This is a genomic window from Streptomyces sp. NPDC053750 (genome assembly GCF_044544295.1).
Lineage (GTDB): Bacteria > Actinomycetota > Actinomycetes > Streptomycetales > Streptomycetaceae > Streptomyces.
Genome location: NZ_JBITXB010000007.1, coordinates 299,388 through 314,974, shown reverse-complemented (window position 1 = coordinate 314,974; position 15,587 = coordinate 299,388). Strand labels below are relative to the sequence as shown.

The 15,587-nt window shown below is 66.2% G+C and carries 29 protein-coding genes; all 29 read right to left on the bottom strand.

The window, feature by feature from the left end:
- Positions 1–71: 71 nt before the first annotated feature.
- Complete coding sequence (rpsK, locus tag ACIGO6_RS22185) at positions 72–476, bottom strand: 30S ribosomal protein S11 (protein ID WP_003956432.1); 405 nt, start codon at positions 474–476, stop codon at positions 72–74.
- A gap of 66 nt (positions 477–542) precedes the next feature.
- A complete protein-coding gene (rpsM, locus tag ACIGO6_RS22180) occupies positions 543–923 on the bottom strand; it encodes a 30S ribosomal protein S13 (protein WP_399878708.1) in 381 nt (126 codons plus the stop codon).
- Positions 924–1,111: 188 nt separating this feature from the next.
- A complete protein-coding gene (gene rpmJ, locus ACIGO6_RS22175; RefSeq protein ID WP_003974245.1) occupies positions 1,112–1,225 on the bottom strand; it encodes a 50S ribosomal protein L36 in 114 nt (37 codons plus the stop codon).
- A gap of 70 nt (positions 1,226–1,295) precedes the next feature.
- Complete coding sequence (infA, locus tag ACIGO6_RS22170) at positions 1,296–1,517, bottom strand: translation initiation factor IF-1 (protein WP_003948620.1); 222 nt, start codon at positions 1,515–1,517, stop codon at positions 1,296–1,298.
- A gap of 149 nt (positions 1,518–1,666) precedes the next feature.
- On the bottom strand, positions 1,667–2,503 hold the full coding sequence (gene map, locus ACIGO6_RS22165; RefSeq protein ID WP_399878706.1) for a type I methionyl aminopeptidase: 837 nt from the start codon (positions 2,501–2,503) through the stop codon (positions 1,667–1,669).
- Between the two features lie 129 nt (positions 2,504–2,632).
- Positions 2,633–3,286, bottom strand: a complete 654-nt coding sequence (locus ACIGO6_RS22160; protein ID WP_399878704.1) for an adenylate kinase — start codon at positions 3,284–3,286, stop codon at positions 2,633–2,635.
- The gene (secY, locus tag ACIGO6_RS22155) at positions 3,286–4,599 is read right to left on the bottom strand and encodes a preprotein translocase subunit SecY (protein WP_399878702.1); all 1,314 of its coding nucleotides are present in this window, start codon (positions 4,597–4,599) and stop codon (positions 3,286–3,288) included. Before secY ends, ACIGO6_RS22160 begins: the two co-directional genes overlap by 1 nt.
- Before the next feature lie 242 nt (positions 4,600–4,841).
- Positions 4,842–5,297, bottom strand: coding sequence for a 50S ribosomal protein L15 (gene rplO / locus ACIGO6_RS22150; RefSeq protein ID WP_023547373.1), 456 nt, complete (start codon positions 5,295–5,297; stop codon positions 4,842–4,844).
- A gap of 2 nt (positions 5,298–5,299) precedes the next feature.
- Positions 5,300–5,482, bottom strand: coding sequence for a 50S ribosomal protein L30 (gene rpmD / locus ACIGO6_RS22145; protein ID WP_003974250.1), 183 nt, complete (start codon positions 5,480–5,482; stop codon positions 5,300–5,302).
- 2 nt (positions 5,483–5,484) lie between these two features.
- The gene (gene rpsE, locus ACIGO6_RS22140; RefSeq protein ID WP_030420826.1) at positions 5,485–6,090 is read right to left on the bottom strand and encodes a 30S ribosomal protein S5; all 606 of its coding nucleotides are present in this window, start codon (positions 6,088–6,090) and stop codon (positions 5,485–5,487) included.
- Between the two features lie 43 nt (positions 6,091–6,133).
- Positions 6,134–6,517, bottom strand: coding sequence for a 50S ribosomal protein L18 (rplR, locus tag ACIGO6_RS22135; protein ID WP_121748663.1), 384 nt, complete (start codon positions 6,515–6,517; stop codon positions 6,134–6,136).
- Positions 6,518–6,520: 3 nt separating this feature from the next.
- Positions 6,521–7,060 carry a 50S ribosomal protein L6 gene (gene rplF, locus ACIGO6_RS22130; protein ID WP_395572031.1) on the bottom strand — a complete coding sequence of 180 codons (540 nt, stop codon included), beginning with the start codon at positions 7,058–7,060 and terminating at the stop codon, positions 6,521–6,523.
- A 24-nt stretch (positions 7,061–7,084) separates the two neighbouring features.
- Positions 7,085–7,483, bottom strand: coding sequence for a 30S ribosomal protein S8 (gene rpsH / locus ACIGO6_RS22125; protein ID WP_007384075.1), 399 nt, complete (start codon positions 7,481–7,483; stop codon positions 7,085–7,087).
- 209 nt (positions 7,484–7,692) lie between these two features.
- On the bottom strand, positions 7,693–7,878 hold the full coding sequence (locus tag ACIGO6_RS22120; protein WP_003948630.1) for a type Z 30S ribosomal protein S14: 186 nt from the start codon (positions 7,876–7,878) through the stop codon (positions 7,693–7,695).
- 5 nt (positions 7,879–7,883) lie between these two features.
- Complete coding sequence (rplE, locus tag ACIGO6_RS22115; protein WP_019329632.1) at positions 7,884–8,441, bottom strand: 50S ribosomal protein L5; 558 nt, start codon at positions 8,439–8,441, stop codon at positions 7,884–7,886.
- A complete protein-coding gene (rplX, locus tag ACIGO6_RS22110; RefSeq protein WP_003992365.1) occupies positions 8,441–8,764 on the bottom strand; it encodes a 50S ribosomal protein L24 in 324 nt (107 codons plus the stop codon). Before rplX ends, rplE begins: the two co-directional genes overlap by 1 nt.
- Before the next feature lie 2 nt (positions 8,765–8,766).
- Complete coding sequence (gene rplN, locus ACIGO6_RS22105; RefSeq protein ID WP_030831680.1) at positions 8,767–9,135, bottom strand: 50S ribosomal protein L14; 369 nt, start codon at positions 9,133–9,135, stop codon at positions 8,767–8,769.
- Between the two features lie 98 nt (positions 9,136–9,233).
- Complete coding sequence (gene rpsQ / locus ACIGO6_RS22100; RefSeq protein WP_399878698.1) at positions 9,234–9,521, bottom strand: 30S ribosomal protein S17; 288 nt, start codon at positions 9,519–9,521, stop codon at positions 9,234–9,236.
- Entirely contained in the window at positions 9,518–9,742 is a 225-nt protein-coding gene (gene rpmC, locus ACIGO6_RS22095; protein WP_007494763.1) for a 50S ribosomal protein L29, read from the bottom strand. The genes rpsQ and rpmC overlap by 4 nt, the downstream gene beginning before the upstream one ends.
- Positions 9,742–10,161 carry a 50S ribosomal protein L16 gene (gene rplP, locus ACIGO6_RS22090; protein ID WP_009190136.1) on the bottom strand — a complete coding sequence of 140 codons (420 nt, stop codon included), beginning with the start codon at positions 10,159–10,161 and terminating at the stop codon, positions 9,742–9,744. The genes rpmC and rplP overlap by 1 nt, the downstream gene beginning before the upstream one ends.
- A 5-nt stretch (positions 10,162–10,166) precedes the next feature.
- A complete protein-coding gene (gene rpsC / locus ACIGO6_RS22085) occupies positions 10,167–10,997 on the bottom strand; it encodes a 30S ribosomal protein S3 (RefSeq protein WP_009190135.1) in 831 nt (276 codons plus the stop codon).
- Entirely contained in the window at positions 10,997–11,344 is a 348-nt protein-coding gene (rplV, locus tag ACIGO6_RS22080) for a 50S ribosomal protein L22 (RefSeq protein WP_019329637.1), read from the bottom strand. Before rplV ends, rpsC begins: the two co-directional genes overlap by 1 nt.
- Before the next feature lie 44 nt (positions 11,345–11,388).
- Positions 11,389–11,670, bottom strand: coding sequence for a 30S ribosomal protein S19 (gene rpsS / locus ACIGO6_RS22075; RefSeq protein WP_003974263.1), 282 nt, complete (start codon positions 11,668–11,670; stop codon positions 11,389–11,391).
- A gap of 12 nt (positions 11,671–11,682) precedes the next feature.
- Positions 11,683–12,519: a 50S ribosomal protein L2 gene (gene rplB, locus ACIGO6_RS22070; RefSeq protein ID WP_361467549.1), complete on the bottom strand. Its 837-nt coding sequence runs from the start codon at positions 12,517–12,519 to the stop codon at positions 11,683–11,685.
- A 41-nt stretch (positions 12,520–12,560) separates the two neighbouring features.
- The gene (gene rplW / locus ACIGO6_RS22065; protein WP_007443985.1) at positions 12,561–12,980 is read right to left on the bottom strand and encodes a 50S ribosomal protein L23; all 420 of its coding nucleotides are present in this window, start codon (positions 12,978–12,980) and stop codon (positions 12,561–12,563) included.
- Positions 12,980–13,639, bottom strand: a complete 660-nt coding sequence (gene rplD, locus ACIGO6_RS22060) for a 50S ribosomal protein L4 (protein WP_399878695.1) — start codon at positions 13,637–13,639, stop codon at positions 12,980–12,982. Before rplD ends, rplW begins: the two co-directional genes overlap by 1 nt.
- An 8-nt stretch (positions 13,640–13,647) precedes the next feature.
- Entirely contained in the window at positions 13,648–14,292 is a 645-nt protein-coding gene (gene rplC / locus ACIGO6_RS22055) for a 50S ribosomal protein L3 (protein ID WP_102929061.1), read from the bottom strand.
- Between the two features lie 16 nt (positions 14,293–14,308).
- Positions 14,309–14,617: a 30S ribosomal protein S10 gene (gene rpsJ / locus ACIGO6_RS22050; RefSeq protein ID WP_003948644.1), complete on the bottom strand. Its 309-nt coding sequence runs from the start codon at positions 14,615–14,617 to the stop codon at positions 14,309–14,311.
- A gap of 444 nt (positions 14,618–15,061) precedes the next feature.
- Complete coding sequence (locus ACIGO6_RS22045) at positions 15,062–15,583, bottom strand: hypothetical protein (RefSeq protein WP_399878693.1); 522 nt, start codon at positions 15,581–15,583, stop codon at positions 15,062–15,064.
- Between the last annotated feature and the right edge of the window lie 4 nt (positions 15,584–15,587).

The window sequence follows — 15,587 nt, the reverse complement described above, 5'->3', positions numbered from 1 at the left end:
TGGTACTGCAAGGGTACGGGCGATACGACCCGATAGAGCCGTACCGCCCGGAAAACCCTGATGAAGCGAGATCAGACGCGACGACGCTTCGGCGGACGGCAGCCGTTGTGCGGGGTGGGCGTGACGTCCTGGATCGAGCCGACCTCGAGGCCGGTGGCCTGGAGGGAGCGGATCGCGGTCTCACGACCGGAACCCGGGCCCTTGACGAACACGTCGACCTTGCGCATGCCGTGCTCCTGGGCGCGGCGGGCAGCCGACTCGGCGGCCATCTGCGCGGCGAACGGCGTGGACTTCCGGGAGCCCTTGAAGCCGACGTGGCCGGCGGAGGCCCAGGAGATCACGTTGCCGGACGGGTCCGTGATCGAGACGATCGTGTTGTTGAACGTGCTCTTGATGTGCGCGTGGCCGTGAGCGACGTTCTTCTTTTCCTTGCGGCGCACCTTCTTGGCAGCGCCCTGACGTCCCTTGGGGGGCATGTCGTTCTCCTACGGGAGGTGGTCGGTCCTACAGCGAAGACCGCTGGACGGCGAGTCCGCTGCGGACTACTTCTTGCCCGGCTTCTTCTTGCCGGCGATGGCGCGACGCGGGCCCTTGCGGGTGCGGGCGTTGGTGCTGGTGCGCTGACCGCGGACGGGCAGACCGCGGCGGTGCCGCAGACCCTGGTACGTGCCGATCTCGACCTTGCGGCGGATGTCGGCCTGGACCTCGCGACGGAGGTCACCCTCGGTCTTGATGTTGTTGTCGACGTACTCGCGGATCGCCACGAGCTGCTCCTCGGAGAGGTCCCGAACACGGATGTTCGGGTCCACGCCGGTGGCGGCGAGCGTCTGCTGCGAGAGGGTCCGGCCGATGCCGAACACGTAGGTGAGGGCGATCTCCACGCGCTTTTCGCGCGGGATGTCAACACCGGAAACGCGTGCCATTCAATGGCTCCAGTTGATTGTCGGAGGTCTTCCACAGAACCGGTCCCCGGCCGCCGTATCAGGTACGAACCAGGTCCCCGGCCTCCGAACCGGGGGTGTCGGGCACCTGGGTGCCCGGGTCCTGCGTATGAACATGTTCAGCTCGCGTCGCGCGAAGTCATGCGAATCGCGGAGGGAACGGTCGTGCGTCAGCCCTGGCGCTGCTTGTGGCGCGGGTTGTCGCAGATGACCATGACCCGACCGTGACGGCGGATCACCCTGCACTTGTCGCAGATCTTCTTGACGCTCGGCTTGACCTTCATGGGATGTGAGGTTCTCCGGGTCAGTTGCCGGCAGCCCCGCGGCCATGCGGCTGCGGGACATGGGCAAGATCTACTTGTACCGGTAGACGATCCGGCCACGCGTCAGGTCGTACGGAGACAGCTCCACCACGACCCGGTCGTCAGGGAGGATGCGGATGTAGTGCATACGCATCTTGCCGCTGATGTGTGCCAGGACCTGGTGGCCGTTCTGGAGCTCGACCTTGAACATGGCGTTCGGAAGAGACTCGACGACAGTGCCCTCGATCTCGATGGCACCTTGCTTCTTGGCCACGCTTCGCCCTTCGAATCGACTACCTTGATCGACTCTCCTGCACCCGGTTGACGCATGCGGACATGCGGGTGCACCAGAGCCGACGAGTCAGTCTACGTCAGCACGTCCCAAAAGGCGAAACGAGGAAGTCTGCCCCACGCCGGAGATCCTTATGCAAGCGGATCCGGCGCCGCCGTGATGCCCAGCTCGGCCAGCTTGGCCTTGCCGCCGTCCGGGGACGTCAGGACCAGGGGGCCCTGTTCCGTGAGGGCAACCGAGTGCTCCCAGTGGGAGGACCAGGTGCCGTCCGTCGTGATGACCGTCCACTCGTCCTCGAGGACCTCGGTGCGCGGGGTGCCGAGGGAGACCATCGGCTCGATGGCCAGGCAGAAGCCGGGGACCAGCTTCGGGCCCTTGCCACGCCGCCGGTCGACGTAGTTCAGCAGGTGCGGGTCCATGTGCATCTCGGTGCCGATGCCGTGACCGCCGTAGTCCTCGATGATCCCGTACTTGCCGCCGCCGGGCTTGGGCTGGCGGCGGATGTACGTCTCGATGGCCCGGGAGACGTCCACGAGCCGGTTGCCCTGCTTCATCGCCGCGATGCCCGCCCACATCGACTCCTCGGTCACCCGGGAGAGCTCGACCAGCTCCGGGGAGTGACCCGAGCCGACGAAGGCGGTGTAGGCGGCGTCGCCGTGCCAGCCGTCGATGATCGCGCCGCAGTCGATGGAGATGACGTCGCCGTCCTTGAGGACCACGTCGTCGGACGGGATGCCGTGGACGACGACCTCGTTCACGGACGTGCAGATGGTCGCCGGGAAGCCGCCGTACCCCAGGAAGTTCGGCTTGGCGTTGTGCTCCGTGAGCACCTTGCGCGCGACCTGGTCCAGGTCCTTGGTCGTGGCGCCGGGCACGGCGGCCTCGCGCGTGGCCGCGTGGATGGCGGCGACGACCAGCCCCGCCTCACGCATCTTGGCGATCTGCTCGGGGCTCTTGATCTGCACCATGGGGGCTGCGGCCTTTCTGGACCGGAGAGACGACGAACGCTTCCAACGATACGGGGCGGGACGCTCCCACCCCACAGCGCAGCCGCGGCCCCCCTGAGCAAGGGACCGCGGCTGCAGCCGGGCGAAGAACTACTTGTCGCGCTTGAGCGCCTCCAGCGCACGGCCGGTGACCTCGTTGACCGGGCCCATCGCCGAGATGGTGACGACCAGACCCTGCGCCTTGTAATAGTCGATGATCGGCTCGGTCTGCGTGTGGTAGACCTCGAGCCGCTTGCGGACCGTCTCCTCCGAGTCGTCGTCCCGCTGGTACAGCTCGCCGCCGCAGACGTCGCAGACGCCTTCCTCCTTCGGCGGGGTGTACGTCACGTGGAAGACGTGCGCCGAGTTGTTGCGGCAGACACGCCGGCCGGCGATCCGCTTGACGACCTCGTCCTCGGGGGCCTCCAGGTCCAGCACCGCGTCCAGCTTCATGTTCTCGGTCTCGAGAAGCTCGTCCAGTGCCTCGGCCTGGGACACGTTGCGCGGGAAGCCGTCCAGCAGGAAGCCGCCCTCGGCGTCGGGCTGCTCCATGCGGTCCTTCGCCATGGCGATGGTGACCTCGTCCGGGACCAGGTTGCCGGCGTCCATGTACGACTTGGCGAGCTTGCCCAGCTCGGTCTGCTGGCTGATGTTCGCGCGGAACAGGTCGCCCGTGGAGATGTGCGGGATGTGCAGCGTCTCGGCAAGGCGGGTGGCCTGCGTACCCTTTCCGGCGCCCGGCGGCCCGACGAGGACGATTCGCATCAGCGGAGGAACCCTTCGTAATTGCGCTGCTGGAGCTGGCTCTCGATCTGCTTCACCGTTTCGAGTCCGACACCCACGATGATCAGGATGCTGGTCCCGCCGAACGGGAAGTTCTGGTTTGCTCCGAAACCGGCCAACGCCATTGTCGGTACGAGAGAGATCAGGCCCAGATACAGCGAACCCGGCCAGGTGATCCGGTTGAGTACGTAGCTCAGATACTCAGCGGTCGGTCGGCCAGCCCGGATGCCCGGGATGAACCCACCATACTTCTTCATGTTGTCCGCGACTTCCTCGGGGTTGAACGAGATCGCCACGTAGAAGAAGGCGAAGAACACGATCAGAAGGAAGTAGAGGGCGACGTGCGGCGCGGCCTCGGGGTCGGCCAGGTTCTTCTGGATCCACGTGGCCCAGCCGGCCGTCGAGCCGGAGAACTGGACGATCAGCGCCGGGATGTAGAGCAGCGACGAGGCGAAGATGACGGGGATGATGCCCGCCTGGTTCACCTTGAGCGGGATGTACGTCGACGTGCCGCCGTAGGAGCGGCGGCCGATCATGCGCTTCGCGTACTGCACCGGGATGCGGCGCTGGGCCTGCTCGACGAAGACCACCAGGCCGACCATCACGAACCCGACCAGCATGACGGTGCCGAACTCGATCCAGCCGTCGGCCAGGGTGCCCTCCTGCTTGATGGCCCACAGGGCGGACGGGAAGGTCGCGGCGATCGAGATGAACATCAGGATCGACATGCCGTTGCCGATGCCGCGGTCGGTGATCAGCTCGCCGAGCCACATGACGACGGCCGTACCGGCGGTCATGGTGATGACCATGACGACGGTGGTGAAGATCGCCTGGTCGGGAACGATCTGGTTCGCGACGGTGCAGCCGGAGAAGAGGGCGCCGCTGCGGGCGGTGGCCACCAGGCCGGTGCCCTGGAGGATGGCGAGCGCGATGGTCAGGTAGCGGGTGTACTGCGTGATCTTCGCCGTGCCGGCCTGGCCCTCCTTCTTGAGGGCCTCCAGACGCGGGATCACCACGGTCAGCAGCTGCAGAATGATGCTCGCCGTGATGTACGGCATGATGCCGAGCGCGAAGACCGTGATCTGCAGCAGGGCGCCACCGCTGAACATGTTGACCAGACCGAAGATGCCCTGGTTGCCCGACGCCTGGTCCACACACTCCTGGACGCTCTTGTAGTCGACGCCTGGAATCGGAACGTGGGTACCGAGCCGGTAGACCACGATGATGCCGAGCGTGAAGAGCAGCTTCTTGCGCAGGTCGGGCGTCTTGAACGCCCGGGCGAACGCGGTGAGCACGGTGCCTCCTGCGACCCCCGCGCTACTGCGTCAAGGGTGACGGTCTTGAGGTTCGACTGACGACAAAGTGAGTAACGGTCAACTGCCGCCCAGGGTGCCCCATGTGACGCACCCGTGAAAGAGGGCAGCGCAGGCCACCTTACCGGCGGGACCACTTCCCTTGGAACGACCAACCGGGGATACCCCATTTATGTGGGGTATCCCCGGTCGGGATCGCTCAAGTCATCGAGACGCCTGAAGGGTCAGACGAGCTCGGTGACGGTACCGCCGGCGGCGGTGATCTTCTCCTTGGCGGAGCCGGAGACGGCGTCGACCGTCACCTGCAGCGCCACGGAGATCTCGCCCTGGCCGAGGACCTTGACGAGGCTGTTCTTGCGAACGGCACCCTTGGCCACGAGGCCCTCGACGGTGACCTCGCCACCCTCGGGGTACAGCGCGGCCAGCTTGTCGAGGTTCACGACCTGGAACTCGGTCTTGAACGGGTTCTTGAAGCCCTTCAGCTTCGGAAGGCGCATGTGGAGGGGCATCTGGCCACCCTCGAAGCGCTCCGGAACCTGGTAACGGGCCTTCGTACCCTTCGTACCACGACCGGCCGTCTTACCCTTCGACGCCTCACCACGACCGACACGGGTCTTGGCGGTCTTGGCGCCCGGGGCGGGACGGAGGTTGTGGATCTTGAGCGGGTTCTGCTCCGCCATGATCAGTCGACCTCCTCGACCGTCACGAGGTGGCGGACGGTGTGCACCATGCCGCGGAACTCGGGGCGGTCCTCCTTGACGACCTGCGTGTTGATGCCCTTGAGACCAAGGGAACGCAGGGTGTCACGGTGGTTCTGCTTGCTGCCGATGTAGGACTTGACCTGCGTAATCTTGAGCTGCGCCATGATTACGCACCCGCCCCGGCACGCGCACGGAGAAGAGCCGCGGGGGCGACGTCCTCGAGCGGCAGACCACGGCGGGCCGCGATCTCCTCGGGACGCTGCAGGCCCTTGAGGGCCTCCACGGTCGCGTGCACGATGTTGATCTGGTTGTCGGAGCCGAGCGACTTCGACAGCACGTCGTGGATACCGGCGCACTCGAGCACGGCACGCACCGGACCACCGGCGATAACACCGGTACCCGGGGACGCGGGCTTGAGCAGCACGACGCCGGCAGCCTTCTCACCCTGGATGGGGTGCGGGATGGTGCCCTGGATGCGGGGGACCTTGAAGAAGTGCTTCTTGGCCTCCTCAACACCCTTGGCGATGGCGGCCGGCACCTCCTTGGCCTTGCCGTATCCGACACCCACGGTGCCGTCACCGTCGCCCACCACGACCAGCGCGGTGAAGCTGAAGCGACGACCACCCTTCACAACCTTGGCGACGCGGTTGATCGCGACGACGCGCTCAACGTAAGCGGTCTTCTCGGCGGCAGCTGCGCCGCCGTCACGGCCCTTCCGGTCCCGCCGCTCGCCGCCACCGGCACCGCTGCCGCGGCGCTGGGGTCCAGCCATTGGAATTACCTCTCTCTGTTTCCGCTAGCGATACGGAACCGGCTCAGAACTTCAGACCGGCTTCGCGGGCGGCGTCCGCCAGGGCGGCGATGCGCCCGGCGTACTGGTTGCCACCACGGTCGAACACGACGGCCTCGACACCGGCGGCCTTGGCGCGCTCGGCGACCAGGGCGCCGACCTGCTTGGCCTGCGCGGACTTGTCGGCCTCGCCACCGCGGATCGAGGTGTCCAGGGTGGACGCCGACGCGAGGGTGTGACCCTTCAGGTCGTCGATCACCTGGGCCACGATGTGGCGGTTCGAGCGAGTAACGACCAGACGGGGACGCTCCGCCGTACCCGAGAGATTCTTGCGAATCCGGATGTGGCGGCGCTTGATCGCGGCGCGCTTGTAGGCGTCGCCCTTGAGGATCTTCTGCCCGTATGCCATGGCTTACTTACCCGCCTTTCCGACCTTGCGGCGGATGACTTCGCCCTCGTACTTGACGCCCTTGGCCTTGTACGGGTCGGGCTTGCGCAGCTTGCGGATGTTGGCCGCAACCTCGCCGACCTTCTGCTTGTCGATGCCCTCGACCGAGAAACGGGTCGGGGACTCCACCTTGAAGGTGATGCCCTCGGGGGCCTCGACCAGGATCGGGTGGCTGTAACCGAGGGAGAACTCCAGGTTCGAACCCTTGGCGAGCACGCGGTAACCGACACCGCTGATCTCGAGCTTCTTCACGTAACCCTGGGTCACGCCGGTGATCATGTTCGCCACCAGCGTGCGGGACAGGCCGTGCAGGGCCTTGCTCTGACGCTCGTCGTTGGGGCGGGTGACGTTCAGAACGCCGTCCTCACCCTTGGCGATGTCGATCGGCGCCACGACGGTGTGAGTCAGCGAGCCCTTCGGGCCCTTGACCGAGACCGTACGGCCGTCGATGGTGACGTCCACGCCGGCGGGAACCGCGATGGGGAGCTTGCCGATGCGCGACATAGCTGTTTCCTCCGTTCCCTTCCGTTACCAGACGTAGGCGAGAACTTCTCCGCCTACGCCCTTCTTGCCGGCCTGCTTGTCGGTGAGGAGCCCGTGCGACGTGGAGATGATCGCCACGCCGAGGCCACCCAGCACCTTGGGCAGGTTGGTGGACTTCGCGTACACCCGGAGACCGGGCTTGGAGATCCGCTTGATGCCCGCGATGGAGCGCTCACGGTTCGGGCCGAACTTCAGCTCGAGGACGAGGTTCTTGCCGACCTCGGCGTCCTCGACCTTCCAGCCCGTGATGAAGCCCTCCTGCTGGAGGATCTCCGCGATGTGAGACTTGATCTTGGACGCCGGCATCGTCACGGAGTCGTGGTACGCCGAGTTCGCGTTCCGCAGACGCGTAAGCATGTCTGCGATCGGATCAGTCATGGTCATGAATTGGCCTTCGGCCTCTCTCGCCGGGGTTTCCTGGTGCGCCATCCCTCTCCCCGATCCGAGACGGGACGGGTGCGGCGCGGTGGACCTACGGCGTAGTAAGTCGTACGGGCGGCAGACGCCCAACCCCACAAGCCTAAGGCATGCGGAGCCGGGCCCCTGCCGACCCAGATGCTTACCGAGAGTCTGAATAACCCGGGATTACCGGATTACCAGGAGCTCTTGGTCACGCCCGGCAGCTCGCCACGGTGAGCCATCTCACGAAGGCACACGCGGCACAGGCCGAACTTGCGGTAGACGGAGTGCGGGCGGCCACAGCGCTGGCAGCGGGTGTAGCCACGCACACCGAACTTGGGCTTGCGAGCAGCCTTGGCAATCAGAGCCTTCTTCGCCATCTCGCTCACGCCTCCTTGAACGGGAAGCCGAGGTGACGAAGGAGCGCGCGGCCCTCAGCGTCGTTGGTCGCCGTGGTGACCACGGTGATGTCCATACCCCGGACGCGGTCGATCTTGTCCTGGTCGATCTCGTGGAACATGACCTGCTCCGTGAGACCGAAGGTGTAGTTGCCACGGCCGTCGAACTGCTTGGGGGACAGGCCGCGGAAGTCGCGGATGCGCGGCAGCGCGAGCGACAGGGTGCGGTCCAGGAACTCCCACATGCGGTCGCCACGGAGCGTGACGTGGGCACCGATCGGCTGACCCTCACGCAGCTTGAACTGCGCGATGGACTTGCGGGCCTTGGTGACGGCCGGCTTCTGACCGGTGATCGTGGTGAGGTCGCGGATGGCGCCCTCGATCAGCTTGGAGTCGCGGGCGGCGTCGCCCACACCCATGTTGACCACGATCTTGACGAGGCCGGGAACCTGCATGACGTTCTCGTAGGAGAACTCCTCACGCAGCTTGCCCGCGATCTCCTCGCGGTACTTCGTCTTCAGACGCGGAGTGGTGGTGGTAGCCATCAGATGTCCTCACCCGTCCGCTTGGCAACGCGGATCTTGTTGCCCTCGTCGTCGAAGCGGTAACCGACGCGCGTGACGACCTTGTTGCCGTCCTTCTCCACGACCAGCTGGACGTTGGAGACGTGGATCGGGGCCTCGGTGGTCACGATGCCGCCGGCCTGCGAACCGCGAGCGGTCGGCCCGGCCTTGGTGTGCTTCTTGACCCGGTTGACACCCTCGACCAGGACGCGGTCCTCGCGGGGGAAGGCCGCGATGACCTTGCCCTGCTTGCCCTTGTCCTTACCGGTGATGACCTGGACCAGGTCGCCCTTCTTGATCTTCATGCTCACAGCACCTCCGGCGCGAGGGAGATGATCTTCATGAACTTCTTCTCGCGCAGCTCACGGCCGACGGGGCCGAAGATACGGGTGCCACGAGGGTCGCCGTCGTTCTTCAGAATGACAGCGGCGTTCTCGTCGAAGCGGATGTACGAGCCGTCCGGACGGCGGCGCTCCTTGACGGTGCGAACGATGACCGCCTTGACGACGTCACCCTTCTTCACGTTGCCACCGGGGATCGCGTCCTTGACGGTGGCGACGATGACGTCACCGATACCCGCGTAGCGGCGGCCGGAGCCACCGAGCACACGGATGCAGAGAACTTCCTTCGCACCCGTGTTGTCGGCGACACGAAGCCGCGACTCCTGCTGGATCACGTCTATCTCCTGTTTGTCTGCCGGTTCCCCGGGAGCCGCTCAGTGAGCGGCTCCCGGAGCCTGGCGGAACTGACCTGCGGGGTTTGCCCCGCAGGAAATTACTTGGCCTTCTCGAGGACCTCGACGACGCGCCAGCGCTTCGTCGCGGACAGCGGCCGGGTCTCCATGAGGAGGACGCGGTCGCCGACACCCGCGGCGTTCTGCTCGTCGTGAGCCTTGAGCTTGTTGGTACGGCGGATGACCTTGCCGTACAGCGCGTGCGTCACGCGGTCCTCGACGGCGACGACGACGGTCTTGTCCATCTTGTCGCTGACGACCAGACCCTGACGGGTCTTGCGGAAGCTGCGTCCGGCCTTCGTCTCTTCAGTCACGTTGTTCTCGCTCATGCGTTCTCCACCGTTTCGATGCCCAGCTCGCGCTCGCGCATCAGGGTGTAGATCCGCGCGATGTCCTTACGGACGGCCTTGAGCCGACCGTGGTTCTCGAGCTGCCCCGTCGCCGCCTGGAAGCGGAGGTTGAACAGCTCTTCCTTGGCCTCGCGGAGCTTCGCCAGAAGCTCCTCGTTGCCCAGCTCGCGCAGCTCGGACGCCTTGGTACCGGCCGACATCACGCTTCACCTGCCTCGCGCTTGACGATCCGGCACTTCATCGGCAGCTTGTGGGCCGCACGGGTCAGCGCCTCACGGGCGATCTTCTCGTTGGGGTACGACAGCTCGAACATGACGCGTCCGGGCTTGACGTTGGCGATCCACCACTCCGGAGAACCCTTACCGGAACCCATGCGGGTCTCGGCCGGCTTCTTGGTGAGGGGACGGTCCGGGTAGATGTTGATCCAGACCTTGCCGCCACGCTTGATGTGACGGGTCATCGCGATACGAGCCGCCTCGATCTGGCGGTTCGTGACGTAGGCCGGGGTCAGCGCCTGGATGCCGTACTCGCCGAACGCAACCTGCGTTCCACCCTTGGACATGCCGTTGCGCTTCGGGTGGTGCTGCTTGCGGTGCTTGACCCTACGGGGGATCAGCATTTCGGTCAGGCCTCCGTTCCGGTGCTCTCAGCCGGAGCGGCAGCGGCGGGCGCCTCGGCCTTGGGGGCCTCGGCGGCCGGAGCCGACTGCTGCTGCGGCTTGCGACCGCGCCGCTCGCCACCGCGGCCACCACGGGCCGGGCGGTCGGCGCCACCGCGGGCCGGGCGGTTACCCGCACGGGCGGCAGCGTTCTCGGCGCGGACCTCGGCGATGTTCTTGACGTCGCCCTTGTAGATCCAGACCTTCACACCGATGCGGCCGAAGGTCGTCTTGGCCTCGAAGAAGCCGTAGTCCACGTTCGCGCGGAGCGTGTGCAGGGGCACACGGCCCTCGCGGTAGAACTCCGAGCGGGACATCTCGGCGCCACCGAGGCGGCCACCGCACTGGATCTTGATGCCCTTGGCGCCCGCCTTCATCGCCGACTGCATGCTCTTGCGCATGGCGCGGCGGAAGGAGACGCGGGAGGAGAGCTGCTCGGCAACGGCCTGGGCAACCAGCTGAGCGTCCGTCTCGGGGTTCTTGACCTCGAGGATGTTCAGCTGGACCTGCTTGCCCGTGAGCTTCTCGAGGTCACCGCGGATGCGGTCGGCCTCGGCGCCACGGCGGCCGATGACGATGCCCGGACGAGCGGTGTGGATGTCCACACGCACGCGGTCACGGGTGCGCTCGATCTCGACCTTGGAGATGCCGGCGCGCTCCATGCCGGACGTCATCATCCGACGGATGGCGACGTCTTCCTTGACGTAGTCCTTGTACAGCTTGTCGGCGTACCAACGCGACTTGAAGTCGGTCGTGACACCGAGCCGGAACCCGTGCGGGTTTACCTTCTGGCCCATTACCGGGTTCCTTCCTTGCTGCTGACGACCACGGTGATGTGGCTGGTCCGCTTGCGGATCCGGTAGGCGCGGCCCTGGGCGCGCGGACGGAACCGCTTCAGGGTCGGGCCCTCGTCGACGTAGGCCTCGGAGATGTAGAGGCTGTCGGCGTCGGTGTGGTCGTAGTTGTGCGCGGCGTTGGCGATGGCGCTGTCCAGCACCTTGCCGACCGGCACGCTCGCGGCCTGCGGGGCGAAACGCAGGACCGCCTGAGCCTCCGTGGCATCCATGCCACGGATGAGGTCCACCACGCGGCGGGCCTTCATGGGCGTGACGCGGATGTACCGCGCCTGGGCCCTGGCTTCCATGGTTGTCCCTTCAGTGTTTGTCATGGTCTTTCACACCCCGCTGACTAGCGGCGCTTCGACTTCCGGTCGTCCTTGACGTGACCCCGGAAGGTGCGCGTCGGCGAGAACTCGCCGAGCTTGTGGCCGACCATGGACTCGGTGACAAACACCGGGATGTGGGTCTTGCCGTTGTGCACCGCGATCGTGTGGCCGAGCATCGCCGGGACGATCATCGAGCGACGGGACCAGGTCTTGATGACGTTCTTGGTACCGGCTTCGTTCTGCGTGTCCACCTTCTTGATCAGGTGGTCGTCGACGAAGGGTCCCTTCTTCAAGCTACGAGGCATCTCAACCCGTCCTTAGCGCTTCTTGTTCGTCTTGCGGCGGCGGACGATGTACTTGTTCGACGCCTTCTTGGGCGAACGAGTACGGCCTTCCTTCTTGCCCCACGGGGACACGGGGTGACGACCACCGGAGGTCCGGCCCTCACCACCACCGTGCGGGTGGTCCACCGGGTTCATGACCACACCACGGACGGTCGGGCGAACGCCCAGCCACCGCTTGCGGCCCGCCTTGCCCCAGTTGATGTTGCTCTGCTCGGCGTTGCCGACCTCGCCGACGGTGGCGCGGCAGCGCACGTCGACCAGGCGGATCTCTCCGGACGGCATGCGCAGGTGGGCGTAGGCGCCCTCCTTCGCGAGCAGCTGCACGGAGGCACCGGCGGAGCGGGCGAACTTGGCACCGCCACCGGGACGGAGCTCGATCGCGTGGATCGTGGTACCGACCGGGATGTTGCGGAGGGCCAGGTTGTTGCCCGGCTTGATGTCGGCCCCGGGACCGTTCTCGACGCGGTCACCCTGCTGCAGGTTGCGCGGGGCGAGGATGTAGCGCTTCTCGCCGTCGGCGTAGTGCAGCAGCGCGATGCGCGCGGTGCGGTTGGGGTCGTACTCGATGTGCGCGACCTTCGCCGGCACGCCGTCCTTGTCGTGGCGACGGAAGTCGATGACACGGTAGGCGCGCTTGTGTCCGCCACCCTGGTGGCGAACGGTCACACGACCGGCGTTGTTACGGCCGCCCTTGCTGTGCAGCGGGCGGACCAGCGACTTCTCCGGCGTGGACCGCGTGACCTCGACGAAGTCGGCGACGGAGGAGCCACGGCGGCCCGGCGTCGTCGGCTTGTACTTGCGGATTCCCATTTCTCAGTCCTCGTCCGATATTCGGACGATCCGGACCTCCGTCAGGAGGTCGGACCGCCGAAGATGTCGATACGGTCGCCCTCGGCAAGGGTCACGATCGCGCGCTTGCTGTCGGCACGCTTGCCGAAGCCCGTGCGGGTCCGCTTGCGCTTGCCCTGGCGGTTGATCGTGTTGACCCCGGTGACCTTGACCGAGAAGACCGCCTGGACGGCCTCCTTGATCTGGGTCTTGTTGGAGCCCGGCGCGACGATGAACGTGTACTTGTTCTCGTCGAGGAGCGCGTAGCTCTTCTCCGACACGACCGGCTTCAGCAGCACGTCACGGGGGTCCGTGAACGCCTTGCTGGCCGGGGTGACGACGGTGTTCTTGCCCTCGGCCTCGTGGCGACGCGCCTTGGCGACGCGCGCGGCCTTGGCGGCCTTGGCCGCCTTGGAGGCGATGCTCGGGTGACGCGTAGCCATCAGGCTTCGCTCCCTTCGGTGTCAGCGGCCTTGTTGGGGCCAGACACGAAGGACTCGAAAGCGGCCTGGGTGAAGACCACGTCGTCCGAGACGAGAACGTCGTACGTGTTCAGCTGGCCCGGCTCCAGGATGTGGATCTGGGGCAGGTTGCGGGCGGACAGCCACGCGGCCTCGTCGCTGCGGTCGACGACCAGGAGCAGGTTCTTGCGCTCCGAGATCTTGCCGAACAGCGTCCGGGCGGCCTTCGTCGACGGGCTGTCGCCCTCGACGACGCCGGAGACGACGTGGATGCGGTTGTGGCGCGCCCGGTCGGTGAGGGCGTGGCGCAGGGCCGCGGCCTTCATCTTCTTCGGGGTCCGCTGCGAGTAGTCGCGCGGCACGGGGCCGTGCACGACGCCACCGCCGGCGAACTGCGGCGCACGGGTCGAACCCTGGCGCGCGCGGCCGGTGCCCTTCTGGCGGTACGGCTTCTTGCCGCCACCACGGACTTCACCGCGGGTCTTGGTCTTGTGCGTGCCCTGGCGGGCAGCGGCCAGCTGCGCGACGACGACCTGGTGGATCAGCGGAACGCTGACCTTCTCGACGTCGAAGATCTCCGCGGGGAGCTCGACGGTCCCGGCCTTGTCGCCCGCCGGCGAAAGGATGTCAACAGTGCTCATCGGTTACCTCAGGCCCCCTTGGCCGCGGTGCGGACCAGGACGAGGCCGCCGTTCGGACCGGGAACCGCGCCCTTGATGAGCAGCAGACCCTTCTCCGCGTCAACGGCGTGGACGGTCAGGTTCTGGGTGGTGACCCGCTCGTTGCCCATACGGCCGGCCATGCGGAGGCCCTTGAACACGCGGCCCGGGGTGGCGCAGCCACCGATGGAACCGGGCGAGCGGTGCTTGCGCTGGGTACCGTGTCCGGCGCCGAGGCCCTTGAAGTTGTGACGCTTCATGACACCGGCGAAGCCCTTGCCCTTGCTCTTGCCGGTCACGTCGACCTTGATGCCGGCCTCGAAGACCTCGGCGGTGACTTCCTGACCGAGCGTGTACTCGGCGGCGTCGGCCGTACGGATCTCGACGAGGTGGCGGCGGGGGGTGACGTCGGCCTTGGCGAAGTGGCCCTTGAGGGGCTTGTTCACCTTGCGCGGGTCGATCTCGCCGAACGCGATCTGGACGGACTCGTAGCCGTCGACGTCGTTCGTGCGGACCTGGGTGACGACGTTGGGGCCGGCCTTGACGACGGTGACGGGAACAACGCGGTTGTTCTCGTCCCACACCTGCGTCATGCCGAGCTTCTCGCCCAGGATGCCCTTGATCTGCTTGGTCATCTTCAGATCACCGGCCTCAGAGCTTGATCTCGATGTCGACACCGGCCGGGAGGTCGAGTCGCATCAGAGAGTCAACGGTCTTGGGGGTCGGGTCGAGGATGTCGATCAGGCGCTTGTGCGTGCGCATCTCGAAGTGCTCGCGCGAGTCCTTGTACTTGTGCGGCGACTTGATGACGCAGTACACGTTCTTCTCAGTGGGCAGCGGCACCGGGCCCGCGACCGACGCACCAGTGCGAGTCACCGTCTCGACGATCTTCTTCGCCGAAGAGTCGATGACCTCGTGGTCGTAGGCCTTGAGCCGGATGCGGATCTTCTGTCCCGCCATGGCTACTTCGTAGTCCTGTCTCTCGTAACGCTCCGGAACCCGGTGGTTCCTTGCTCTTCACCCTCCCCTCCTCCGACCCACGCGGTCGGGCGTGTCGCACTCTCGCTGACACAGATGTCCCTTGTTCGAACATCCCTGCACTGGGAGGTGCGGGCCCTTCCGGAACCGCGGACCGGGGGCGAGAGGCCCACCGGGCGCCTGGCCGGTACCCCGCTGACACTTCCCGGAAGATTCCCGTACGTCCGCTCCTGAGCAGGGGCGACGAGTACTGTGGGACTCGCTTCCGGTCCTCCCGGCGGGAGGCGCGCAGCATCGGCACTCGACCGAGCAACCCCGCTAGTCTGCCATACGGGACGCGGGGCTGGCCAATCGAAGCGGATGACTGTACCCCACGTCACCAAGCCCTACACACGGACACCCGAGCGACCACCTCCGGGGAGAGACTCACCGGCAGTGCAGGGTCTTGACGGTGGCGGGGAAGTAGGCGCGCATGAACTTGTCGATGTCACGCCGGTGACCGGCATCCGTAGGGTTGCCCTGCTTCAACAGCACCGACAAGGTGAAATACGCCCCACCTTTGGTGTGGCACGACGTGGTCGCGATGGCCCCGTCGTTACCCAGGACCATGTCCGGATTTTCGGTCACGCGCTCCGGCATCTGGAGCTGCGAGACGGATTGCACCGAATTTGCAATCTCCAAGGGATCCACGAGATCACTGTGCCATGCGAATCGCACGTCAAGAGCTGCCTTGCCATCCACATGCAAACTGCACCACGACGAGGAACTCGGGTTCTGCCGGTCCACGTCACTCCGCTCGGTGATGTCGCCTTCAGCGGGAATCAGGGGTTCCAGGATTTCCGGAGCGATTCGTGTGCCGCAGAGCGATTGCGGAAGTGCGTGCTTCTCATCGCCTTGGCCGGCCCACAGGACGATAAGTGCGACCAGGCACGCGACCACGGCGGTCAACAAG